31 protein-coding genes are annotated in these 20,364 nt (G+C 50.9%); 2 read left to right on the forward strand and 29 right to left on the reverse strand.

Features of this window, described 5'->3' with window-relative positions:
• Positions 1 to 204: 204 nt before the first annotated feature.
• The 26 genes from Xmir_RS17580 to Xmir_RS17705 form a co-directional block, all read right to left on the reverse strand.
• Positions 205 to 744, reverse strand: coding sequence for a phage virion morphogenesis protein (locus Xmir_RS17580; protein WP_099115427.1), 540 nt, complete (start codon positions 742 to 744; stop codon positions 205 to 207).
• Positions 731 to 1,900 carry a phage head morphogenesis protein gene (locus tag Xmir_RS17585; RefSeq protein ID WP_099115428.1) on the reverse strand — a complete coding sequence of 390 codons (1,170 nt, stop codon included), beginning with the start codon at positions 1,898 to 1,900 and terminating at the stop codon, positions 731 to 733. The genes Xmir_RS17580 and Xmir_RS17585 overlap by 14 nt, the downstream gene beginning before the upstream one ends.
• A complete protein-coding gene (locus tag Xmir_RS17590) occupies positions 1,887 to 3,467 on the reverse strand; it encodes a DUF935 domain-containing protein (protein ID WP_099115429.1) in 1,581 nt (526 codons plus the stop codon). The genes Xmir_RS17585 and Xmir_RS17590 overlap by 14 nt, the downstream gene beginning before the upstream one ends.
• Before the next feature lie 117 nt (positions 3,468 to 3,584).
• On the reverse strand, positions 3,585 to 5,213 hold the full coding sequence (terL, locus tag Xmir_RS17595) for a phage terminase large subunit (protein ID WP_099115430.1): 1,629 nt from the start codon (positions 5,211 to 5,213) through the stop codon (positions 3,585 to 3,587).
• Complete coding sequence (locus Xmir_RS17600; RefSeq protein WP_099115431.1) at positions 5,206 to 5,706, reverse strand: DUF1804 family protein; 501 nt, start codon at positions 5,704 to 5,706, stop codon at positions 5,206 to 5,208. The genes terL and Xmir_RS17600 overlap by 8 nt, the downstream gene beginning before the upstream one ends.
• Before the next feature lies 1 nt (position 5,707).
• The gene (locus Xmir_RS17605; protein WP_208620456.1) at positions 5,708 to 5,929 is read right to left on the reverse strand and encodes a hypothetical protein; all 222 of its coding nucleotides are present in this window, start codon (positions 5,927 to 5,929) and stop codon (positions 5,708 to 5,710) included.
• Between the two features lies 1 nt (position 5,930).
• Entirely contained in the window at positions 5,931 to 6,389 is a 459-nt protein-coding gene (locus Xmir_RS17610; protein WP_099115432.1) for a lysis protein, read from the reverse strand.
• Positions 6,386 to 6,922 (reverse strand): lysozyme, encoded by a 537-nt coding sequence (locus Xmir_RS17615; RefSeq protein ID WP_099115433.1) that lies wholly within the window; start codon positions 6,920 to 6,922, stop codon positions 6,386 to 6,388. Before Xmir_RS17615 ends, Xmir_RS17610 begins: the two co-directional genes overlap by 4 nt.
• Positions 6,923 to 6,924: 2 nt before the next feature.
• Positions 6,925 to 7,179, reverse strand: a complete 255-nt coding sequence (locus Xmir_RS17620) for a phage holin family protein (RefSeq protein WP_099115434.1) — start codon at positions 7,177 to 7,179, stop codon at positions 6,925 to 6,927.
• A 138-nt stretch (positions 7,180 to 7,317) separates the two neighbouring features.
• Positions 7,318 to 7,776 (reverse strand): mor transcription activator family protein, encoded by a 459-nt coding sequence (locus Xmir_RS17625; RefSeq protein ID WP_099115435.1) that lies wholly within the window; start codon positions 7,774 to 7,776, stop codon positions 7,318 to 7,320.
• A gap of 91 nt (positions 7,777 to 7,867) precedes the next feature.
• Positions 7,868 to 8,392, reverse strand: a complete 525-nt coding sequence (locus Xmir_RS17630) for a hypothetical protein (RefSeq protein ID WP_099115436.1) — start codon at positions 8,390 to 8,392, stop codon at positions 7,868 to 7,870.
• A 9-nt stretch (positions 8,393 to 8,401) separates the two neighbouring features.
• Positions 8,402 to 8,860, reverse strand: a complete 459-nt coding sequence (locus Xmir_RS17635; RefSeq protein ID WP_099115437.1) for a Mor transcription activator family protein — start codon at positions 8,858 to 8,860, stop codon at positions 8,402 to 8,404.
• Positions 8,836 to 9,339: a hypothetical protein gene (locus Xmir_RS17640; RefSeq protein ID WP_099115438.1), complete on the reverse strand. Its 504-nt coding sequence runs from the start codon at positions 9,337 to 9,339 to the stop codon at positions 8,836 to 8,838. The genes Xmir_RS17635 and Xmir_RS17640 overlap by 25 nt, the downstream gene beginning before the upstream one ends.
• Positions 9,336 to 9,872, reverse strand: coding sequence for a gp16 family protein (locus Xmir_RS17645; RefSeq protein WP_099115439.1), 537 nt, complete (start codon positions 9,870 to 9,872; stop codon positions 9,336 to 9,338). The genes Xmir_RS17640 and Xmir_RS17645 overlap by 4 nt, the downstream gene beginning before the upstream one ends.
• A gap of 9 nt (positions 9,873 to 9,881) precedes the next feature.
• Positions 9,882 to 10,109 (reverse strand): hypothetical protein, encoded by a 228-nt coding sequence (locus Xmir_RS17650; protein WP_099115440.1) that lies wholly within the window; start codon positions 10,107 to 10,109, stop codon positions 9,882 to 9,884.
• Entirely contained in the window at positions 10,102 to 10,404 is a 303-nt protein-coding gene (locus tag Xmir_RS17655; protein ID WP_099115441.1) for a hypothetical protein, read from the reverse strand. Before Xmir_RS17655 ends, Xmir_RS17650 begins: the two co-directional genes overlap by 8 nt.
• Positions 10,401 to 10,934 carry a hypothetical protein gene (locus tag Xmir_RS17660; RefSeq protein ID WP_099115442.1) on the reverse strand — a complete coding sequence of 178 codons (534 nt, stop codon included), beginning with the start codon at positions 10,932 to 10,934 and terminating at the stop codon, positions 10,401 to 10,403. Before Xmir_RS17660 ends, Xmir_RS17655 begins: the two co-directional genes overlap by 4 nt.
• Positions 10,935 to 11,027: 93 nt before the next feature.
• Positions 11,028 to 11,216, reverse strand: coding sequence for a hypothetical protein (locus Xmir_RS17665; RefSeq protein WP_099115443.1), 189 nt, complete (start codon positions 11,214 to 11,216; stop codon positions 11,028 to 11,030).
• Entirely contained in the window at positions 11,197 to 11,430 is a 234-nt protein-coding gene (locus tag Xmir_RS17670) for an ANR family transcriptional regulator (RefSeq protein ID WP_099115444.1), read from the reverse strand. Before Xmir_RS17670 ends, Xmir_RS17665 begins: the two co-directional genes overlap by 20 nt.
• 1 nt (position 11,431) lies before the next feature.
• Positions 11,432 to 12,070, reverse strand: a complete 639-nt coding sequence (locus Xmir_RS17675; RefSeq protein WP_099115445.1) for a DUF3164 family protein — start codon at positions 12,068 to 12,070, stop codon at positions 11,432 to 11,434.
• The gene (locus Xmir_RS17680) at positions 12,070 to 12,276 is read right to left on the reverse strand and encodes a hypothetical protein (protein ID WP_099115446.1); all 207 of its coding nucleotides are present in this window, start codon (positions 12,274 to 12,276) and stop codon (positions 12,070 to 12,072) included. The genes Xmir_RS17675 and Xmir_RS17680 overlap by 1 nt, the downstream gene beginning before the upstream one ends.
• 20 nt (positions 12,277 to 12,296) lie before the next feature.
• Positions 12,297 to 12,512 carry a hypothetical protein gene (locus tag Xmir_RS17685; protein WP_099115447.1) on the reverse strand — a complete coding sequence of 72 codons (216 nt, stop codon included), beginning with the start codon at positions 12,510 to 12,512 and terminating at the stop codon, positions 12,297 to 12,299.
• An 11-nt stretch (positions 12,513 to 12,523) separates the two neighbouring features.
• Positions 12,524 to 12,808 (reverse strand): hypothetical protein, encoded by a 285-nt coding sequence (locus Xmir_RS17690; protein WP_099115448.1) that lies wholly within the window; start codon positions 12,806 to 12,808, stop codon positions 12,524 to 12,526.
• A gap of 11 nt (positions 12,809 to 12,819) precedes the next feature.
• Positions 12,820 to 13,713, reverse strand: a complete 894-nt coding sequence (locus tag Xmir_RS17695; protein WP_099115449.1) for an AAA family ATPase — start codon at positions 13,711 to 13,713, stop codon at positions 12,820 to 12,822.
• Positions 13,714 to 13,731: 18 nt separating this feature from the next.
• Positions 13,732 to 15,768 carry a Mu transposase C-terminal domain-containing protein gene (locus Xmir_RS17700; protein WP_099115450.1) on the reverse strand — a complete coding sequence of 679 codons (2,037 nt, stop codon included), beginning with the start codon at positions 15,766 to 15,768 and terminating at the stop codon, positions 13,732 to 13,734.
• A 2-nt stretch (positions 15,769 to 15,770) separates the two neighbouring features.
• Positions 15,771 to 16,010 carry a helix-turn-helix domain-containing protein gene (locus tag Xmir_RS17705; protein WP_099115451.1) on the reverse strand — a complete coding sequence of 80 codons (240 nt, stop codon included), beginning with the start codon at positions 16,008 to 16,010 and terminating at the stop codon, positions 15,771 to 15,773.
• Positions 16,011 to 16,192: 182 nt separating this feature from the next.
• Between Xmir_RS17705 and Xmir_RS29475 the strand changes: the two genes are divergently transcribed.
• Complete coding sequence (locus Xmir_RS29475; protein WP_244170970.1) at positions 16,193 to 16,801, forward strand: helix-turn-helix domain-containing protein; 609 nt, start codon at positions 16,193 to 16,195, stop codon at positions 16,799 to 16,801.
• 138 nt (positions 16,802 to 16,939) lie between these two features.
• Here the strand turns inward: Xmir_RS29475 and Xmir_RS25755 are convergent, their stop codons facing one another.
• The 3 genes from Xmir_RS25755 to Xmir_RS17720 all read right to left on the reverse strand — a co-directional run bounded on the left by Xmir_RS25755 (position 16,940) and on the right by Xmir_RS17720 (position 19,167).
• Entirely contained in the window at positions 16,940 to 17,101 is a 162-nt protein-coding gene (locus Xmir_RS25755) for a hypothetical protein (RefSeq protein WP_167386006.1), read from the reverse strand.
• Positions 17,098 to 18,162, reverse strand: a complete 1,065-nt coding sequence (gene ada, locus Xmir_RS17715) for a bifunctional DNA-binding transcriptional regulator/O6-methylguanine-DNA methyltransferase Ada (RefSeq protein ID WP_099115452.1) — start codon at positions 18,160 to 18,162, stop codon at positions 17,098 to 17,100. Before ada ends, Xmir_RS25755 begins: the two co-directional genes overlap by 4 nt.
• A gap of 90 nt (positions 18,163 to 18,252) precedes the next feature.
• On the reverse strand, positions 18,253 to 19,167 hold the full coding sequence (locus tag Xmir_RS17720) for a LysR family transcriptional regulator (protein ID WP_244170971.1): 915 nt from the start codon (positions 19,165 to 19,167) through the stop codon (positions 18,253 to 18,255).
• A gap of 134 nt (positions 19,168 to 19,301) precedes the next feature.
• Here Xmir_RS17720 and Xmir_RS17725 point away from each other — a divergent pair, with 134 nt between their 5' ends.
• A complete protein-coding gene (locus Xmir_RS17725) occupies positions 19,302 to 20,246 on the forward strand; it encodes a DMT family transporter (protein WP_099115453.1) in 945 nt (314 codons plus the stop codon).
• Positions 20,247 to 20,364: the final 118 nt, after the last annotated feature.

Genomic DNA, 20,364 nt, shown 5'->3' on the forward strand with positions numbered 1-20,364 from the left:
AGGCGGTTCAGCAGTCTGTTGAACCGGGCAGGAAACGGGGGAAATTGATGGGAGAAAGTCTATCGCGGTTCAGCCAAAACCGGAACCCCATTTAAACCCCGTTTAAAAATGATTTAAACCTGCGTAACAGGTTAAAGGCAACGGATTGTACACCAAAACAGTTAAACGCCCCAGAAGGGCACTCAGGGCGTTTTTGTGCGTCGCTTATCGTGGGGTGTCCATCAGGCGTTGCAGGTAGCGTTCCAGAATAACCTGGATCTGTTCAGTGTCACTGTCGGTCAGCGTCAGGAACGGGCGGGCAGGCATCTGGATTTTGTAGGCCGGGATCGTGTTCCACTGGCTATGATTGGCTCTGGCTGGGCTGGAGAAGCGGCTCCGGCCATTTTTACGCCGGTAGTGTGCCTGCTGGCTGCGGGCAGGTATATTGAGGGTACCCCCTGCCTGATGGATACGGGCATATTTAACGTTGGTGCCAACCAGCGCTTCATCGTTGTCACTGAATTGCTGGATACTGCTGGCCAGCCGTCCGGTGTTTTGCAGTATCCGGCCACCGGCGCGTTTTTTGGCATAGGCCGGACTCCAGCCCAGCCAGGCGGGACGGCCTTGCTGTTTGAAGTTTTCCTCGACGGCATCCGCCATAATGCCCGCAATCTGGCGCATCATGGGGGTACGATCAATCAGCCCGTCGGTGAGCTGCTGTAATGCCTGCTGGAACTCTGTCAGGTCAATCTCAATCTGGAACATGGAACCCCGCCTGTTTGATCACATTCAGTAACTGCCCGTCCCTGACGCTCACTATCCACCATATCTCCGCGCGGGCAGCGCCATAATACCGGGTGCCATCCTGAGCCTGATGCTGGCGTTCAGGCTGTTCAATGATTTGCTGGACAGCCAGATAATCCCCCAGGCCAATTTGTGCCTCATCGGCCAGCATCTTGAGGGTCGGCGCATCCACGTAAACCGGATCAGATTGCTGCCCGCCCGTGACAGGACGCACCCCGACCGGATAACGTTGCCGAGGTGACGGGGTTTCCGTCTTCAGCGCCCGCTGGAACCCCCGGATAAAATCCGGCCCCGTCAGGGTGCCGGTGACATACTGGCTGGCTGGCAGGGGGTGATACCGTTCCAGTGCCGGTTGCCAGCTCACCTGGCCGGGATTAAAGCCGAACCCCGGGTCGGGGGTATACACTTTGCCGGTCACCGGGTTTTCAAATCCCAGCACCGGACGGGTTTCACCGGGGACGCCGTACTCCTGCTGGACCTCGACCCGGCGCCCTTCCGTGGATTGCACCTGTAATCCCAGCCGTTCGACATCGGCCGCACTGCGGGTACGCACCCGGCAACGGCAACGATAGCCATCCGGCGGGTAAATAGATTGCCAGATGGGATCGTCATAGCGGGCGATAAACCCGTTGAGCGCCGCGTGGGACGGCCGGATACGGGTATCCATAATGCCCACCCGTTCCCAATAGGGCCGGTCGTCCACGTTCTCCATCTGCTGGCGGTAGCGTCCGGCCATATAGGCTGATTGCATATTGGTATTAAATATCGTATCCAGACGGCGTGGCGTGAGCCGCTTGCCGTGCAGTTCACCGGTCTCTTCATCGGCAACCAGCCCTTTACCCAGCCAGCCTTTTTGCTCCAGGACAGGCACTAACTGACGTTTGAAGTCACTCAGGGTCTGCCCGTTCTCCAGTGATTTTTGCAGCGCGGAACGGATATCTGACAACACATCCAGCTTCAGTACCCCCGCCACCGTAAACGCACGGGCATGTGCCTGTGCCTCCACCTCGTGCCAGTTAAAACCAATGGCATAACCTTTGCGCGCAAAGTATTCGATGGCTTCTCTGGGCGGCAAGCCAATGGCGAACCCCAGATTGACCTGACTACGCGTCGGCATGGAGACGCCCCCAGATATCGGCCACGAAAATGGCCTGTGCCAGTAGCTGCTGCAAGGTGCCGTCATCCAAATCCGGATAGCCGGCCGCAACAAGGTTCATCGCCTCATCCACACTCTGGCCGGATTGCAGCGCACTGACTATCGGGGACAGTAACTGGCTCATGGCCGCCCCTATCGGGTCAGACAGCGGCGGGGCATTATCCAGGGCAATCTGAGCCGGGTCGATATCCTCAGACTCATGAACCTGGCTTAATACCCCAAGACCATAACGGGATAGGCCGTGGCTCAGCGGGGTCGGCAACAGGCTGTTGATACGCGGTTTTAATGTCGGTTCGTTATCCTGCGGGGTCGGGATGGCTGACTTTTTATGCACCCAGGACACCGGAACGGAATCCAGCCCCGCCTGATTGACCAGGGTGGATATGGCCGTTGCAAACTGGGGCAGATCAACCGCTTCACGGGTATCAAACACAAAGCGCGGCATCCGGTGCGGATTCACGTTTGTCTGACCATTGAGTGCCAGTACCATCTGGATCAGGCTCTTAAACATCCCTTCCAGCTGACGGGCATCGGCGGTCATCAGGTCATGACGCACTTCGTTATGCACATTGCCCAGCGCATGGGTGGAGGACTTGCCGTCCGCCTGTGTGGTCAGTGTGCCGCCCAGAATGATTTTGGATTGTGTCCGTTCTGCCCAGTTAATCATCGCCATAAACGGGTCACTGCCACCGGATGCGGCACTCTCAAACCGGATATCACTGCCTGCCGGAATGGCCGCCACGGCTTCATGCCCCAGCCGTACCAGCGAGTCCAGCAATTTGTCACGGTCGGCATCGGAGGTGCCCTGGGCGTAAGTGGCGATACGGGCGGGCAGGCCGTAAATCTCCAGAAACTCAGCCAAATCGCGCAGGCTGAAGTTCTTAAACAGGTACGGCCACACCAGCACCCGGTAAATCCCGCTGGTTGCCACAAACCCGCTGCGGGCATTATGACGGTGCACCAGCCAGCCGAACGGCCAGAGCGGGCTGCCATACACGCCGTTATTGTCCCGGAGCCGGATCTCATCCCGTTGTTCGGGTAAGGTCCGGAACCAATAATGGGGGCGTAAATGCAGGGCTTTCGGCAGCCAGACTTTTTCGACCCGCTCCCATTCGATTTCCTGACAACTGAACCCGTGCCCGACCGCTTCCATGCCGTTCAGGATAATATCCTCAATCTCCGGCATGGCATCAAACCACTCTTGAACTTGAGCCGTCATGGCCTGCTCTGCGGCGGTGGCCCGTTTGGGGGGTTCAATCGACCAGTCGAGGGTCAGCAGCGCGTTCTTGCGTTTCTCCATCTCGGCAAAAATATGGCCGTCACGCTCCAGCATGTCACCGAACAGGCTCGCCTGCGCACTCAGGTCGCCCAGTTCGGCGGCCTGTAAGATACGCGGCAGCTTACGGATGGTCAGCCCCCGTGACGGATGGTCGGGATAGATGCGCTGCATCTGGGCCGTCTTCACCGTCTGGGGGATTTTCAGTACTTCCCGTTGCAGGGGGTTGCCGTAAATATCCACAATTGGCATGTTCTCTATCCTCAATAATCCAACACAACACCCATCACCCACGTGACGGCAATCCAAAACCCGACAAACCCCAGATAAATCATCACGCTGTTTCTGTTCACGTTATTTTCCCCGTCATTACCACGCCCCCGACCCGAAACGGTGGCCGCCCTCACGGCGGGCGCGGGTATGAATTTCAGTACTGCCCGCACGGGAAACCGCCAGTGACCACAACATATGCAGGGCATCGGGGCCGTCATCATGATCCGCTTTGGGAAAATGACGTAACTGGTCAATCAGGGTGTACTGGGTGGGATGCAAACGGATTAACCCGTTCGCCATATGTGGCTGCAATGACTCGATACGTAAAATTTTGTCACTGGACGGCATGACCGGCACCGCCGGCACCGGGATACCCTGCTGTGCCGACCGCTTGACCAACTCGGTGCGCAGGAACTCCTGAAACTGAATGGACTCTATCGCCCAGGTCAGGCAACCGTACTGACGCTGATACTGGATAATGTCGGCAATAATTTTGTCCGGCAGACGGCGGCGGATATCAGCTTCTACCACATCCAGAATGCCGGTCAGGCGGTTAAAGCCGCCCACCAGAATGGCAGACGGGTCACGGTTTTTGCTTAACTTGCCGAGGCTCGGATCACACACACCGTAAAACAGCCAGTCAGATAAATGATTCGACCAGAAAGTAAGGCTGTTAGCGAAAATCGCCTCCTCACCACTGACCGGATCATTCTGGTATTCCGAATCAAAGGTGCCGTGCCCGTCACGTACCCGGATACGCATCAGCGCCAGCAGGGGACGCGCCGCCCACGAAACAACAGCCCCGTCCAGCATCGCGGCTTCGTGCTCGTGATAGAAGCGGTCGGCTTCCGCCAGCTGTTTATTGTTGATCAACTCTTCCCATTGATCCCACAGACGCATATTGGCCGGCCACTGGATGACAGCCTTAAACCGTGCCGTTCGCCACATCGGGTTATTCAGGGTGCGGGACAGCACCGAATCGTAATGCAGTATCGTGCCGATATAGACAATATCGGTCTTGCCGCCCGCTTCACCCAGCGGCATCACGGTCTTGGTCAGCCAGCCATGCAGCTTGTCGCGCTGCTCCGGGTTGCGCACCATCTCGTCATTTTCGATATCATCCAATACCACCAGATCAGGGCGGTATGGACCATGACGCAGGCCGCGCAGCTTCTTGCCAGAACCGGCGACCGTGACCTTGATATTGTTGCGGGTGACAATGGTGCCCATTTGCCAGGTGCGCCCCTGACCGCAGATGTCCGGGTAGTCATTGCGCAGGCGCGGGTTGTATTCCAGTTCGGCCTTGATGGCTTCCAGCATCGGGTAGGCCTGATCAATGCTGTCCATAATGATGACCGGATAGCGTTTGCTGCCCCGGATAATGCACCAGAGCACAAACAACTGGCTGACCAGCGTCGATTTGGCTTCACCTCGCGGGGCGGCAATCGCATCGCTTTCGCCCACCGGACTGGCCACTATCTGGGGTAAACGACTAAACAGATAGTTATGCAATTGACTGCGTGAAGGATGGCGCACATAGTGCGGGAAATAGGTTTCAACAAAGGCGCTGTAGCCCTCAACCGCGTCGGCCACTTTCTGGCGGCGTGCCTCAGCCGCGGTCACATCTGCATCGAACCCCAGACATTCCGCTTCAATGGTCTGGCGCAGGCTGACAATATAATCCTGAAGGGAGGCACGGAAGTCTTTGAGGGAGAATTTAGCCATAATCGCGCTCTAATTCGATGGCAAACGCTTCCAGTATTTCCAGAAAGGCGGCGTTATGCTGTGAATACTGGTCGTTAATAAACGCCCCCAGTTTTTGAACAATCTCCAGTGCAGTCGCCAGTTCGTTGGTTTCCGGCAGGATCTTCCTGCTGGCGCTGGTCGCCTTATTGAACGCATCCGCGAGGCTGGCCAATAGTTCCACCCGCTGTTGCGGCAGCATATCCGGCGTGGTGTTAAGTAATTCCATGGTGGTCTGGCACTGCACCACCAGGCTCATCAGCACGGCACGGCCGGCTTCTTCAATGCCGCCTCCGGCCATTGTCTGGGCAGCCCGCATTTTCTCCCAGTCATCGCCTTTTTCCTGTGCGTCTTTCTTCCAGCGCCGGGCAGTGACAAACGCCACACCACACTGGGCGGCGGTGACCTCCAGCGATAACTGATTGAAGATGTACATGCGGCGGAGTTTATCCCGCATCGCCTGTGGATAGGCCATATCAGACACCCATTTTAGTGCGTAACAACAGCACGACGGTTGAGACCAGGCAGCCCGCGACCGTGCCGGACACTGCGCCCGCAATAGCCCCGCGCCGCATCGCGCCATTGGTGGCATCTTCGCGAATGGCGTCCATCTGGTCATCAATATGATCCAGACGGTCATTCAAATTGTTCAGGGCGATTAAAACTTCCGTGTTCTGCCTACGGGGGTTCTTTTTCATGTTATTTCTCTCTTCTGCATTCAGTTTTTATGTAATCCTGTAACCCCAGTATCATTTGCTCAGCGGTGGCAATGCGTTCTCTGAGTAGCCAATAATTTCGGATAGCGGATTCTGTAGGTCGGGCGGGGGTTGCATCATCCATGCCGGAGGGGGCAAGGGTTTTAGGCACTGGGCACCGGGCTTGGATGTACACCCGCTCAGGGTGAGTAAGAGAAGCAGTATGAAGCTCATTAATCTTAGCGTTTGCATTGGCCAGTCTCTGTGTATGTTTTGCATCCATCTCATGCAGCATGTCAATGTGCGTGTTCTGGTAATTAATCGTGTCGGTCAGTTGCTGGATCGCAGTAGCCTGATCACGATTGATGTCGCGTTGCTTCTCATACTTCAGGTGGTAGACAAATGCCACAACTGAAACAACAATCAAGGCCATGACCATGCCGTAGGTGAAATTGAATTTCATTTATCCAACCCCCAGCACGTTAATTCCGATTCCTGAGCACGTCGTTCAACCTGCCCATAACAGCCTTTCGTTTGCCCCTTGGTCTGGCGGCAGTCTCTACCGCCATCAAATATCCAGCGTTTGATTTCGGCACACGCGCCTTTTGTGTCCCCTGCGTTGAGTTTCCGGTAGAACGTGGACGAGAAACATTTCGCCGGGCCGATGTTGAACGGGCAGAAGCTGGCAATGCCCGCTATCTGCGCGTCGGTCAGCGGAACATTGATGTGGCGTTTAACCCAGGCAATCGCCCGTTGCGCCTCAACCCGGTTCAGGTCATCGCACTGGTGTGCTGTCAGCACCATCCCCCGGCGAACGGGAGCACCGTTAACCCGTGTCACGCCCCGGCAGATAGTCCAGATACCGCCCGCATCCTGATAGGCAGCCAGCCGGTTGCCTTCTTTTTCATTCAGGAACTGGGACAAAATAGCCTCGGAACCGACGCCCGCCAGAATGGCCGCGATAACGGCCGCACTGAGACGGCTTTTCATGTCCATGACTAGACATCCTTCGGGGAGCGGGAAACGATTTCTGACAGGGTTTCCGGTGAGGCACTGCGCTCCAGAATTTGCTGCAAGATGTGGGTACGCTTCTTCTGCTCCCGTCGGTTCAGGAGGTAGGTCAGCGTCCCCAGCAGAATGCTGGCAAACACACCGATCAGAAAGCCCCATTCATACAGGGAAAGCCCGGTAAAGAACGCAATCAGGCCGGAAATACCGTAAGTGGCATGGGAGTATTTATCATCGGTGGTCATCCCTGCGGTGCCTCATGTCGTTGTTGAATCAATGAGCGCAGTGTAGGGCAGGAAAAACGGGGGGAGCATTTGAGGGGGTTCAGCAGGTTAAGACCCTGCTGAAGCAGCCTCTAGTGTGTCACAGGTGTGAGGGGCATTTCAATCAAATAAACGGGATTGGGGAGTCGCCTCCGCCTCTTGCTCGCTGATCAGTTTCCAGCCGATGCGATCACTGAAGCCATACCGTGGACACAGCCGCGCCATCGCCTGACGGCGGGATAATCCGTCCTGACACAGGGCCGCCAGTTCCCCCAGAAAACGGGCATTGCGCAGGGCGCGAAAGGCCGCTTCACAACGCGGGATATAAAACGGGGCATCCCCCAGATAGCCCATCAGGGTCTGACACTCATCGTCAGTTAAAACTTCACGTAACAGGCGATAGACACCGCCGCTGCGTTCAGCCGCTTTGCCGGTTTTGGCCGAGAGGGTCACCCCCCCAAAACGGCTAATCAGCCGGGCGGTGGCCGGATAACCAATCACCTCGATCAATTGCAGGGCGGAATCCGGCAGCAGTGATTCCAGCTGCGCCAGTTCGGTGTGTTCGATCATGATCTGCATATACCCCCCAAAAAACAAAACACCTGCCAAAATGGAAGGTGTTCAGTATTTCAGGTTTTGATGCATAAGATAGGTTGAAGAGGTTCAGTGGTTAGATATCGTTAGCAATTTTATCCAGAGATAACGCATTTTTCTCATCATCAAATTTAGGGTCTGTGTACATTAACGTGACTGTTTCACTACCATTTTTCTTTTCAACTTTGATAACAATGCTGTCATTATCATAACTGACGAAGACTGTTTCACCTGTGGATAAAGCTCGTACCAATTCCTCTTCAGATGACATTGATGAAGGTGTCCCATACTTTTTCGTTAGTGCATTAATTAACGGGTTAATATTTGAATCTACATTAATAAGGAATCGTTTAAATTTACCATTAAGAAATGCCGCCATTGCTAGAGTTTTCTTTCCTGAAAATTGAAAATCAGAGCAAGCATAAATTGAAAACTCTTTTAAATTTGAAGTTGGTGGTAATTTTTGAAAGTTGCAAAGTTTGGCATCCATAAGCTCTTTGACACTAGATCCAAATTTTACCCCCTTATAACCATCTACCGCCCAAGAACTTAATGACGACACTGATAGCAACAGCCCAAGCAAAACACTTTTTATTTTCATCACTTACCCTTAAAACAAATTGTATTGATTATTTAGCGTACCAGAATGTTGGTAACGAGATAAGAGTGACCATGCGTGTCTATCACTAAAACCAAATATAGGACACAGTGTTGAAATTGCCATCAATGCTGAATTACCCTCATTCAACAACCGATTGAATTCCGATAAAAACCGCTGGTTACGCCATTCCCGCATGGCAGCCGCTGCATTGGGAATATAGACTTCCGTCCCGGCAAAGTGCTGAGAGAGACAGGCCGCCGCTTCTTCACCAATGGCGTTAATCAACATCGTCTGACGGTAATGCCCGCGGGGATGTTTGCCCTGGCTGAATGGAAAGGTGGTGCCGCCGAACGTCTCAATCAGTTTCAGTGTTGCCGGGTAACCAATCAGGGTGGCAATATGCCGGAGTGACTCCGGCAATAATTGTTGGACATGTTCCAGGGTTATTGTGTCTGCTTTTGCAACCATTCCGCACCACCCGGCAATGTTGAAACATCCACCCCCATTCGCTGCATTTGCAAAAAATAACTCTCGCGGCTGTCCGAACCCGATACCTGCTGTTTTTCACGGGCATGGATATTGCTGCCCTGGGCAAATAACTGTTCTGATGACTGATAAACGGTCTTCAGGTAGTTGTGGTTGGTCAGGGGCTTATTGTCTCCCTGTGCCCGCTTTTCCCGGATACGTTCAACGGTTTCGCTCAGGGCATGTCCCAATACCCGATTGGCAGAATAAAGTGCCAATACCTCTTCCGCCAGCTTCAGGGCGCGGCTGTTGGACAGGTTATTTTTCTCCCGGCGAAAGAGACCGATATAGGCCACCAGATGGCGGGCACAGCCAGCAGGCAGATCAACCAGTTTTGCCAGTAACTGACGGCTGGCGTCGTCCTCCAATACGGCATCCAGATGAAAATCGGAATGACAAACCGGGCAGCGGCCAATTTTCATAATAATTTCTCCGTACTGTAGGCCTCACAGACAGCATCATATCCCCGTTGTTCGGGCAGGGGCTGCCGCCGCTGGATCATGCTCTCCAGCATTAAACGGCTATGCCACTGTTTCAGGGATTCCAGCACCCGCCACGCCAGAGACTCAGAAAGCCAGCCCACCTCAGCCACGCCCGCACCGCCATTCATTTTGGCAGTCTGGCGCTGAACAAATTTGTTGAGGGCGGTTTCAGAGCCATCAATGACAAATTTTTGCTGGTGCATGGTGATCCAGATGGCGCGGATTTTGCCAATTTCCGGTGCCCGCATCTGACCGTTTAAATTGGGTTTAACCCGCTGTTTACTCCTGTTTAAACTCCGCTTAAAGCCACGGGCGACAAAGGCATTGTACGCAACTTTTAACTCGGCATGTGTCATATTACGGCAGGACGATTTGCCCGTTGCTGCCCGCAGTGCCGAACGGTAGGTTGCATCATCCAGTTGCAGTTTGTTTTTGGCAATATGGATAAGGCGGATCAGTTGTTGATGGTTCATTGCATCACCTCACTTATAGGCCACACAGCCGGGTTGACAACCACCGCGCGGCCAGTCATTGCAGCTATCACAAAGATTGCGCGCCGGTGTTTCAGGTTGTTCGAATGCCGCACAGATATTATTGGCAGCGGCAATGAGGGTGTTTAACTGCGCCTGGCTGATGGTGATACCCGGCTGCTGGTCGCCCAGCTCTTTTGCAATGGCCGCCACGAGTGAAATTTGTTGGATCTTAATCATGACTGTCTCCACAAATACAGGTTCCAATCATGACGTATGCCAGTTCTGAGGGGGTGCCCGCAGGGTTGACCGCCTCCCTGTTCAATGGGTATTGCTTCTTGCGATAACTCACAATGACCTGTTCACCGTGTATTTGCTGGATACGTCCCTTCACCGTTTTGATGGCACATTTGATATGAGTGCGATATACCCGTTGAGTGGAGAACGTGAATGTCACCCGGTCACCGACAGCCAGCTTTGAGCGATCAATAGGGTTAAATTTATTGCAGATTTCACACCGATAATTCTTGTTCATCGCGCCCCCATTAATTCATGGTAACGATTCATAAAGGCCGCTTCTGCCTGCTGGGGCATAAGGGGCATAATGGTAATATTGTCACTGGCAGTAATCCCTGCCAGGATGGGCCAGGGGTCTCCCTCTGCATCAATATCCAGATCGCGGCGTTCTGTCGCCAGCATCACCAGGTCGGCGTGTTTGATGGCATCACTGCAAAGTGCGGGCAGGTGAAATTTCAGGCGGACAATGGCATCAATGCGCCTTTCGATCACCTGATAGGATGGCAGTAATGCCTTGAGTGGGCTGGGTAAGTCCTTACAGTAGGCTTCAGCGGCATCATGCAATAAACCTTCCAGCGCATATTCAGGTGATACCAAGTGACTGACATAAACGCTGTGCTGGGCAACGGAATAGAAATTGCTGATTTGACCGTTAAAGCGACATTCATTCGCCAGTCCCTGCGCAATATCATGAATATCAATATCCGCAGGTGTGGCGTTAGCATAATTAAAATGACGTCCTGTACGGGTGGCAATATAAGAAGACATAATTTCCTCATCGGTTAGCCTGAATTTTGGCGTAAGCCTGCCCCGGCGGGTTTACGCCATTTAATAAAAGTATTTAATTTTTAGTGCGTTACATTAAGCTGGTGTTAAATGTTCAATTCGGACTAAATACGGTTCGGTGCTGATTTCCACCACGGTCATATTTGTTAAGTCCTGTGCGGGTTCAATCGTTCTGACCGCCTGACCACCCCGTAAAAATGGATTGGGCTGGTAAATAAAACCCTGCCCCACAGGAAAACATTGATTAAACTGCTGCGCTTTCATTGGTCTTTCCCCATCCTTTTTCAGCCGCGTTGTAACAGAACTCGCTGCGCCGTTCTGCCCAAAAACGAGCGGGTGCACTGCGGGCAGTACTGGCCGCTTTGTCCCATAGCGTTGCTGCATTCAGGTAATCGGTATGACGTTCTGCATGGGCGGCAACCGATGAGTAGGCCGCATAATGATTGCGTGCACGGTTTTTGTGAATATGTCCGGTCATCTCACACCCCCGCGATATCTAAGGCAATGGGCTGATATTGATCGCTATCACCTATGCGCTCATAGACGCGCAGATAGGATTTACTGCCAACGACCTGTAACGCCTCACCTATCGCCATCATGGCTTTGTTCCAGCGCTCATCATCAATATTCAATCGGCGCAGTGCCAGAACACGCCCTGCATTGATTTCACCCTCTTTATCGGTGATAAAGGCCTGGTTGATCAGCGTCTGGATTTCAGGGCGTGCGCCTTTTGTCCAGTCGGCGAGGCAGGCATCAATCAGTGCCTTAGCCGCCTGTAGACGCTCATCAAAGGCGATCCTGTCCTGCATGGCACGCTGGACTTTGTAGCGGCCATCATAGGAATACAGGGTTACATTGCCCTTCTTACCACCCGGGGTTGCACCGTACTTTTCGGCAGAGAGATCAATGAATGCCTGAATATCCGCAAACGCCCGCGATTTCAGTTCATCCAGCGCTTCGTTGACTCTGACGGCCTGTTTCACAATTTCCCCCACCAGACTATCCCGCTCCAGGTCAATTTCTTTGATGATATCGACAGGGGTCAGAATTCCCTTGGCATCAACCCAATAGCCTTCCGGGGCGGTTCGGGTAGTGAACTGTATTGTTTTAATTGACATTATTTTTTACCTTTTTTTAAAACCTTAGAGTTAATTGTTGTTTCACCAGATATATAACCAGATCGTTTTTTGAATGCTTGAATAACCGCCTGAAAAATATATTCGACACATTCTGCTTCTGCTTTTGAACAGAGACCCTGAGCTCTGGCGTTATGTTCCAGCCCAGTCGGGGTTTCAGTAATCGAAATGATGAGTTCAACAGCCATAGGGTTTCCTTTCCATTATGTTAGTGAAGATTGTGCTTGCGCTGCACAGTTGCTGGGTGCATCACCAAACCGCATTGACTATGCTGATTAAGAAAATCACCGATGGCACTGTACAAACGTTCGGCGGCCTGATATTCCTGATGGGTGAATTCCCCCGCCACCGCCGCCCCGGCTTGCAGTTCATGCCGTAATTGCCCTGACTCACTGGTGATTAAGATTTCAATTTTTACTGCCATGATTGCGCCCCTTAATGTAAAGATTCCGACCAATAAACCTGACAACCATCCTGATTAAAAACCCCTTGTTTAAATTGCCCTTGCAGCCCCTTACCAAAATGCAGATAAGCGGCCTGACCCTCGCGGATCAACTGCTCACAATAGGCATGGCGGGCAATATGAATGCGGGGCCTGTTATCCCGCATCATCACACTGAGCACAGTGATCCCGCGCTGCGATAATGCCGTGACCACAGATTCCGCCTGAATCAATGCGGACAACAGTTTGCTATTTTGGGTATTCAACTCGATTAACATGATGTTCCTCATTAATTAATCAGCATTTTTGAGAATTCGTTAATCATGCCGACATCAACAGGCTGACCACTCAACTGACTGGCACGGGAAACACCTCGCAGGTATTTGAACAGCCTGCGGGCATTCCCCTTACAAGCCGTAAACAACGCCTGGCGGATATCATCGCCTTCAATCTCAGGCAACAGACTGCGGGCAATGTCCTGAATATCGGCCTCAGGCAGGCTGTCACCCATTGGCAGGGCAAAACCGACGCGGCTATAAAGCTGTTTGTATTCACCGCGTTTCCCTTTCAGGTTCAGGATTAAGCGCGGCATGCCCGCCAGCACAATACCCACACCGGATTTATCATGGATACGACGCAGGGTTTCCAGTGCGCGGTAAGGCAGGTTTTCCGCCTCATCAACCAGAATGATCCGCCCCGACCCCCGCAGAGCCGTGATACAGGCCTCGCTCATTTCATGCAGGTTGCCGCGACGATTGACACCCAGACGGTTACACAGCTCTTCCAGTATCACGCGGGCGGTATAGCCGGGGTCAGCCTCAATCAGGATGGCATCTGAATTGGTTCGGGCGTATTCCCGCATCAGCATGGTTTTCCCCATTCCCGCATCGCCATAGATGACATTGATTTCACCGTCCATATGCGCCAGACGGCACACTTCCAAGCCTTTGCGGGCGGTATACGTTGAAATGAACACGGGTTTCAGATGGCGTACCTTTTCCCGGTCACGCTCGCGCTGGATAAATTGTGTCAGTTGGATTTCCAGTGCGGCCGTATCCCCGGCATATTTACCCTGTAGATACTGGTTAATCATGGCCGTGCTGCGGCCGATACCCCGCGCGACCTGCGCTTGTGAGAACCCCTTTTCTGTCATTAATTCAGTCAGTTCTTGAACAAGAGACATAGTAACCCCCTAGAATATTTAGTAATTTCCTGCATCTTTCAGGTGCTGTTCAAATTCTGTTTGCAGGAAGGAATAGTTGCGGTTCGGTATGGCGGCTTTTTCTGGCACGGGGATCAATCCGCCAAAATCCGGTAACGTTTTGGTTTCCAGCAGTGGCCGTGCTTCGGCTTCAATTTCGTGGCGTTTATCTTCCACCCGCGCCAGACGGCGGCTGCGACGGGCTTCAATGGCCTGTGCCATCGCGGTGGTCGGTACGGCCGCGACCTTGTTGCCATTCCAGATAGCGGTGCAGACATAGCGACCATCCATTCTGCGGATGATGACTTCCCCGGCATCGTGAATGTCGTAGGCCACCCGCACGCTTTCACCATCCACCTGGATCAGGGTTTCAGAAAAATACTGGTTATTGTTGAACTCCACCCAGCCCCGCTGGGCGATACGGGTTACCTCTGGCATAAACATTTCACGCAGCTCAATCTGGGTCAGGTATTCGATTTCATCCCCTTCGGTTTCCAGCACCATTTTGCGGTAGACCGCTGCCGTCATGTGGCGCCCGTTATGTTTGGGCAGTTCGCTGTGCTCATGCCGGGTGTTGTAGCGCTCGACTTCTTCTTCAATCGCATCCAGCAACTGCTGCCAGGACGGCAGTTTTGCCAGCGCGGCCTGCTGGACGGCATTCAATGCCTTCTGGTTTTCCTGCGCCTTGACCGCAGAGAGTATCCGGCGGTCAGTCACGCGCACCGATTCCGGATCAGCCCCCAGCCCGTTATAGGTCTGGAATTTCTGCGCAATACGCCGGGGAATGATCGCATTCAGGCGTTCGATAATGCCGCGTGACTGCGGATTGCCGGGGATACCCGTCATGTGGTCGATACCCAGCCGGGGGAAAATCCCGGTGATATCGGCATCCAGCGTTTTGTTAGTCTGACCGCCCCCGTTATCGGAGTAGACAAACAGCGGCTTACCGTGATGCTTCATGGCATGGCGATACGCCGAGGCCACAGCAATCGTGCTTTCGGATAAATCCAGCGACCAGCCAACCACATAGCGGGTACGGCCATCCAGCACCAATGTCAATTCCGGTGTAAATGGGCGCCCGTGAATGGGGTGCGCCACTTTCAAATTCAGGCTCTTACCATCACTGATCCAGCAGCCATTAACCGGCATCTGTGACCAGTCCCGTTTCTGGTAGGTTTCCAGTGCACGGGCAGCGGAGCCGGTGAGACGGCCGCGGGCTTTTTCCCGCTTCGGCAGTTTTGCCATCACCCGGCGTACCGCATCATAGGAAGGCTGGGCGTCCAGCATGGCTGGCTGGTCAGCATAGACCTGCTGCCATTCCTCGCAAAAGCTACGGTAGGCTGCCTGTAATGACGGGCCATTCACATTGCGGTAATGTGACAGAAACATAGGCAGCCACTGCACATGCTCCGGCCGTACCTCTTTATTATGACCGGGTGACAGTAATGCCAGCCGTTCGTCACCATTATTGGTGCTCTGGTATATCGTGACCCATTCCTGCAAGGCACGGGTTCCGACTCCCTGACGGCGCCCCTTACGGGCATTGGCATTTTCAGCCGCTGTCTGGAGCGCACCGGGCAATGTGCCCTGACGTGACCCGTCAGAAAGGTATTTCACCGCCGCCGAACGGGACATGCCCGCATCACGTAAGTTCAACACCTCCAGCGCCAGCAGTGCACGGGCATCCGCAATCTGCCGCTGCTGCTCGGTCAGGGACGACAGTTCGCGGGACAACAGTGCCGGACACTGGCGCATTAACTGCAACTCATCCAATGGCCGCACGGCCTGAGTGACTGGCGCGTTGATAGCATCCTGATTGACCGGTTGAGCCAGCACCGCTGCAAAATATTTGCGGCGGACTTCTGCCCGCGCCAGCTCAGGCAGGCAATCAATGTGGTACTCAGTTGCTTTACTGCCCTGACGCTGACGAACAAACTCAGGGTGATCCCCTGTCAACCGATTCAACGCCAGGCGCATTCCCTGAACTGAACCTGGCAAATCAGGCAATCCAACTAACTCATTCGCTGTCAGAAACATAATCACATCCTACGTTTATATGAATAACGACTGGGCCAAATATGTTCCGGCGTCGTGCCCAGAACCCCTGCAATAATCTGCTCTCCTTTGGGATAAGAGCGAGAAAGCGCATTCTTTAAGGTATCAGGCGCCAAACCTGCCGATTTTGAAAGCTCTCTCATTGTGAAACCTGCCTTGTGTATAGCCGCCACAATATCAATGCGATGCCAATCAGCGTGACTTACCACTTCATTTCCATTCATATTTCGACTACCCTAAAATATTATCCGTGCGGATAATCCGGTGGGGTTATCCGTCTGGATACAGTATTGATCCACAAGTGGTTCATGTAAAGCAAAAAAATCACTTTCTTTTGTTACATGTGAATCAAATCAAAGATCTTCTTATTTTTTCCTTATAAATCAAAGCGTAAAAAGAAAAGAAAATGAATAGAAAGAAAATGGCTGAAGTTTCCTTTGTCGAACCGACAAAGGAAAGTATTGCGGAAAGGCTGAAGCAACTGATTGGTAATAGAAGCGTTCGGTCAGCTGCACGGGATTGGGGATTGTCTTTTTCTACTTTAAACAATTACTTAACAAGAGGAACAGAGCCATCTCTCAATGTGGCACTTAAAATATCACAAGTGGAGCAAGTGAGCGTGGAGTGGATCGCTACTGGTTCAGAGATGTCTGAAGTTAAAGATAGAAAAGATACTTCAGCTATTGAACAAGAAAAAAACGAAAAGTTATCAACTGCATGGCACTATGTATTTGAGTCGTTACCTGCTCAAGATATCAATAGCTTACTGAAGTTAATTCACCGTAAAGGTGTTGAAGGGCTGCTATCAATGACACAAACAACGCAAGCAAAACAGGATGTAGAGGATATTATTGATAGATTAGATATCCGACCGACTCTGAGACAAGCAATCAAAGTGGCGTTGGCTGGAGATGAAGCGACAGACCAAGAGATTTTACGCCGCATTAGCAACAACGAAGGGAGCCTGGAACCTGAAACTGATATCGTTCAGGTAGTAAATAAAAATGCAGGGTGATTATGAATTTTGGTATTTGATCAATCACCCTGTAAATGTTGTTTAAACATCCTCAAACTATGATCAAAACAGTGCAGAATTAAACGCATAAAATAACAAAAATTATCAATTCTCGCTGACATAGTGCAAAATCGACTCTTACCCCTCTACACCAATCATATCAAGGCCTTTCGGCCAAATCCCTATCTTTTTATTTAATGCAGAATTGATCACCTCCCCACAGATGGTGTCTTCTCGGTCTATATCCATCAGCCGATGGGATAGATCAAGTTGATGTACGATATCAACTGTGACATTCATCGTGTTTTTTCTTCTCGATTTAATAACTCACGTTTACGTTCAATTCCCCAACGATACCCAGATAAAGCGCCATCATTTCTGACTACGCGATGGCATGGAATAGCAATTGCCAACATATTGGCTGCACAGGCACTGGCAACGGCACGTACAGCTTTGGGGGAACCGATGCGTTTGGCTATGTCGGTATAACTGACGGTTGTACCCACCGGAATTTCTCGCAATGCTAACCAGACGCGTTGTTGAAATGCTGTGCCACAAATATCCAGTGGTAATTTCAATTCTGTTTCTGGGGTTTCGACGAAGCCGACAACTTGTGCAATGAGTTGCTCAAACTGGGGATCTCCACCGATAAATTCCGCCTGAGGGAATTTATCCTGTAGATCCTGAAGGAGTTTGTTTGGATCATCTCCCAGTAAAATGGCACAAATACCTTTTTGACTTTGCGCCACTAAGATGTGGCCTAATGTACAGATTCCTAACGCAAAGTGAATTTGCATCCCTTTACCGCCGGCCCGCCAGACAGTTGGTGTCATACCCAATAAATTGGATGAGATTTCATAAAACCGGCTGCTGGAATTAAATCCGGCATCGAAAATAGCTTCAGTGACACTGTTATTTTGTTGTAAATTATCCCGTAAACGCTGACTACGATGGGCGTTTGCGTAGGATTTTGGCGTTAATCCTGTTTTCGCTTTGAATAATCGATGAAAATGAAATGTGCTCATTCCCACATGGCTAGCGAGATGTTCCAGTGTGATATATCCTTCATTTTGTTCAATATAGCGACATGCTTTTGCAATCTTGGCGAGATAATTGGCTTCCAACTCAGGCTGATTACCACGTTGACGCTTACTTGGTCGGTAACCTTGCTGTTGTGCTTCATTTTCGTTGTCGAAAAATATCACATTTTCCCGTTTTGGCAGGCGTGCGGTACTGGATGGCAAACAATATATTCCCGTAGTACGCACGGCATATACGAAATGGCTGTCAGCATCCTTATTGCGTTCAGTGATGGCCTGCCAACGTTTCTCATCAGTTTTCCATAAATTTTTTTTACTCATATAGATCACCTGTGAGGGTTTATTTATCAATGCTGAAATACTGACATATTGGTAGAAGATCGTTAAAAAGACACTCCGTCTTTTGCTTTTTTAATTTTTAAAGAAGTTAATGCCAGTTTGCCCTGAAAGTTTATCCCTATTCTGATAAACGATATCAGCCAAAAAATCGGCGACTTTCCGTATCCTCGGTGAGTGAGCTAAATCAGACTGAATCACAAGCCAGATAGGCCTATCTATACCCAAGTCACGCGAAACACAGATAAGCCCGGTATTACTGGCCGCAATATGGGGTAATACAGCTAATCCAAGCCCTTCACTCGCTGCTGTAATCTGAGTAAAAATTGATGTTGTCGAAATTGAAAGTGGACGACCTTTTAGAGTTTGCTTAAGCCAGCTAACAGAAGGAAGTTGTGAGTGTTCATCTGTCCAGCCAATAAAGCGAGCATTGTCATATTCACCTTGAAATAGGCCAGAAGAGCAGGTTGCCAAATAGTCTGTGCTTCCATAAAGGCCAAATCCTAACGTTCCCAGTTGACGAACATTAACATGACCTTGTTCAGGTCTGATGATGCGGAGTGCTAAGTCAGCATCGCGGCGGTGGAGATTAACAGAGTAGAGAGCGGTTGTGATTTCCAGAGTCAGTTTTGGATGATTTTTTTGTAAGGTTGATAAGCCCGGTATAATTAAATAATTGGCTAACGTCTCCAGTGTTGCAAGTCGTACTGTTCCTGCAATGGCGGCTCGTATATCGGCTTCAAATAGAAATGAACTTGCTGCCATCTCCATAGCCTCAGCCTTTTCTAATAGCTTTGCGCCATCTTCCGTTAACCGATACCCCGCCTGATGTCGCAAAAATAAAGGCATCCCGAAAGTGGATTCCAGCCGTTCGATTTTTAGCGATACAGTTGCCACACCGATACCAAGAGTATCTGCTGCCTTACTGATAGTGCCCATTCGTGTGACTGTTAAGAATACTCGAATATCATCCCAAATAAGTGTTTGCACGATGTGATTTCCATTTATGAAAAATTGATTACCAATATTGTCTAAATATTTCAAATTTGAAAGATGCCACAATGAATTTGCCAAAAATGACTCAGTTTAATGGGTAAAGAGATCGAAAAATTAAGGTAATGGATATGAGAACAACATCACAGATCGCGGTTATGCTAACGCTAATCGCAACATTTTTTTGGGGATCAAATTTTCAGGTAACTAAATTGGCTCTTGTGAGCCTGCCTCCGTGGACAGCTTCTGTTGAGCGCTTTTTCTTTGCGGTCATCTGTATTTTCATTTTCTTGGCATGGAAAGAAGGAATTCATGGCAAGGTTTTGAAACAAAACTGGCGGGAATTTTTTATCCTTGGGGCGATTGGCGTCGCAGGATTCAATGGCGCTTTTTTTGTTGGTCTTCAAAGCGCAAGTCCGATCACGGCTGCGTTGATAGTTGCAACGACGCCTATTTCTGCCAATATTCTTGAAGCCATTATATACCGTCAGTTACCTGAGTTTATGCGTATAGTAGGTATGGCGATTAGCTTGTTAGGCGTTGCTTTAGTCATTACCAATGGTCAGTTGGTTTTAGATGGTGAAATTCAGGTGGCAACCGGCGATGTAATCATTTTTATCGGGAGTCTTGGTTGGGCGATGTATACAGTAGGGATACGGAGATTTATTAAAAATGCGACACCATTGGAGACGACCAGTTGGACGATGTTTTTTGGTGCAATTATATTAGCTTTTATTGCATTTTTTGTTGAGTCACCCATCCCTGCATTATCATCTGGAACGTTTGAAAGCCATTTGGCCTGTATTTATATCGGCATTGGCGGCTCTACAATTGCCTATCTTTTTTGGAATATGGGGGTTGCAATTCTTGGAGCAGGAAAGACGGCGATATTTTTCAATTTCGTTCCAATTTTTGCACTTATTATCCAGGTCATTATGGGCAACATGCCCAGTTTGGCACAAATGATTGGTATCGTTATCACTATCGTGGGTGTACTGTTAGGGCAGGGAGTAATCTACCTGTTTTCAGTTGAAATCCGAAGACGTGCCCACCATTTTTTCGAGCGTCATCAATAAATAAAAGGAAGATGAATACCCGCTATCGAAATACCTTGAAAATTGTTGTTCCACGCGATACCTCTTTATTTTTATGTGGAACCAGTATTCAGCGTAATTAGAAATATCTGACGGATAA

Source organism: Xenorhabdus miraniensis, assembly GCF_002632615.1.

Excerpts from the sequence above, each read along its gene's own strand:
- Xmir_RS17580 (WP_099115427.1), bottom strand. The coding sequence starts at position 744 with ATGTTCCAGATTGAGATTGACCTGACAGAGTTCCAGCAGGCATTACAG.
- Xmir_RS17585 (WP_099115428.1), bottom strand. The coding sequence starts at position 1,900 with ATGCCGACGCGTAGTCAGGTCAATCTGGGGTTCGCCATTGGCTTGCCG.
- Xmir_RS17590 (WP_099115429.1), bottom strand. The coding sequence starts at position 3,467 with ATGCCAATTGTGGATATTTACGGCAACCCCCTGCAACGGGAAGTACTG.
- terL (WP_099115430.1), bottom strand. The coding sequence starts at position 5,213 with ATGGCTAAATTCTCCCTCAAAGACTTCCGTGCCTCCCTTCAGGATTAT.
- Xmir_RS17600 (WP_099115431.1), bottom strand. The coding sequence starts at position 5,706 with ATGGCCTATCCACAGGCGATGCGGGATAAACTCCGCCGCATGTACATC.
- Xmir_RS17605 (WP_208620456.1), bottom strand. The coding sequence starts at position 5,929 with ATGAAAAAGAACCCCCGTAGGCAGAACACGGAAGTTTTAATCGCCCTG.
- Xmir_RS17610 (WP_099115432.1), bottom strand. The coding sequence starts at position 6,389 with ATGAAATTCAATTTCACCTACGGCATGGTCATGGCCTTGATTGTTGTT.
- Xmir_RS17615 (WP_099115433.1), bottom strand. The coding sequence starts at position 6,922 with ATGGACATGAAAAGCCGTCTCAGTGCGGCCGTTATCGCGGCCATTCTG.
- Xmir_RS17620 (WP_099115434.1), bottom strand. The coding sequence starts at position 7,179 with ATGACCACCGATGATAAATACTCCCATGCCACTTACGGTATTTCCGGC.
- Xmir_RS17625 (WP_099115435.1), bottom strand. The coding sequence starts at position 7,776 with ATGCAGATCATGATCGAACACACCGAACTGGCGCAGCTGGAATCACTG.
- Xmir_RS17630 (WP_099115436.1), bottom strand. The coding sequence starts at position 8,392 with ATGAAAATAAAAAGTGTTTTGCTTGGGCTGTTGCTATCAGTGTCGTCA.
- Xmir_RS17635 (WP_099115437.1), bottom strand. The coding sequence starts at position 8,860 with ATGGTTGCAAAAGCAGACACAATAACCCTGGAACATGTCCAACAATTA.
- Xmir_RS17640 (WP_099115438.1), bottom strand. The coding sequence starts at position 9,339 with ATGAAAATTGGCCGCTGCCCGGTTTGTCATTCCGATTTTCATCTGGAT.
- Xmir_RS17645 (WP_099115439.1), bottom strand. The coding sequence starts at position 9,872 with ATGAACCATCAACAACTGATCCGCCTTATCCATATTGCCAAAAACAAA.
- Xmir_RS17650 (WP_099115440.1), bottom strand. The coding sequence starts at position 10,109 with ATGATTAAGATCCAACAAATTTCACTCGTGGCGGCCATTGCAAAAGAG.
- Xmir_RS17655 (WP_099115441.1), bottom strand. The coding sequence starts at position 10,404 with ATGAACAAGAATTATCGGTGTGAAATCTGCAATAAATTTAACCCTATT.
- Xmir_RS17660 (WP_099115442.1), bottom strand. The coding sequence starts at position 10,934 with ATGTCTTCTTATATTGCCACCCGTACAGGACGTCATTTTAATTATGCT.
- Xmir_RS17665 (WP_099115443.1), bottom strand. The coding sequence starts at position 11,216 with ATGAAAGCGCAGCAGTTTAATCAATGTTTTCCTGTGGGGCAGGGTTTT.
- Xmir_RS17670 (WP_099115444.1), bottom strand. The coding sequence starts at position 11,430 with ATGACCGGACATATTCACAAAAACCGTGCACGCAATCATTATGCGGCC.
- Xmir_RS17675 (WP_099115445.1), bottom strand. The coding sequence starts at position 12,070 with ATGTCAATTAAAACAATACAGTTCACTACCCGAACCGCCCCGGAAGGC.
- Xmir_RS17680 (WP_099115446.1), bottom strand. The coding sequence starts at position 12,276 with ATGGCTGTTGAACTCATCATTTCGATTACTGAAACCCCGACTGGGCTG.
- Xmir_RS17685 (WP_099115447.1), bottom strand. The coding sequence starts at position 12,512 with ATGGCAGTAAAAATTGAAATCTTAATCACCAGTGAGTCAGGGCAATTA.
- Xmir_RS17690 (WP_099115448.1), bottom strand. The coding sequence starts at position 12,808 with ATGTTAATCGAGTTGAATACCCAAAATAGCAAACTGTTGTCCGCATTG.
- Xmir_RS17695 (WP_099115449.1), bottom strand. The coding sequence starts at position 13,713 with ATGTCTCTTGTTCAAGAACTGACTGAATTAATGACAGAAAAGGGGTTC.
- Xmir_RS17700 (WP_099115450.1), bottom strand. The coding sequence starts at position 15,768 with ATGTTTCTGACAGCGAATGAGTTAGTTGGATTGCCTGATTTGCCAGGT.
- Xmir_RS17705 (WP_099115451.1), bottom strand. The coding sequence starts at position 16,010 with ATGAATGGAAATGAAGTGGTAAGTCACGCTGATTGGCATCGCATTGAT.
- Xmir_RS29475 (WP_244170970.1), top strand. The coding sequence starts at position 16,193 with ATGAATAGAAAGAAAATGGCTGAAGTTTCCTTTGTCGAACCGACAAAG.
- Xmir_RS25755 (WP_167386006.1), bottom strand. The coding sequence starts at position 17,101 with ATGAATGTCACAGTTGATATCGTACATCAACTTGATCTATCCCATCGG.
- ada (WP_099115452.1), bottom strand. The coding sequence starts at position 18,162 with ATGAGTAAAAAAAATTTATGGAAAACTGATGAGAAACGTTGGCAGGCC.
- Xmir_RS17725 (WP_099115453.1), top strand. The coding sequence starts at position 19,302 with ATGAGAACAACATCACAGATCGCGGTTATGCTAACGCTAATCGCAACA.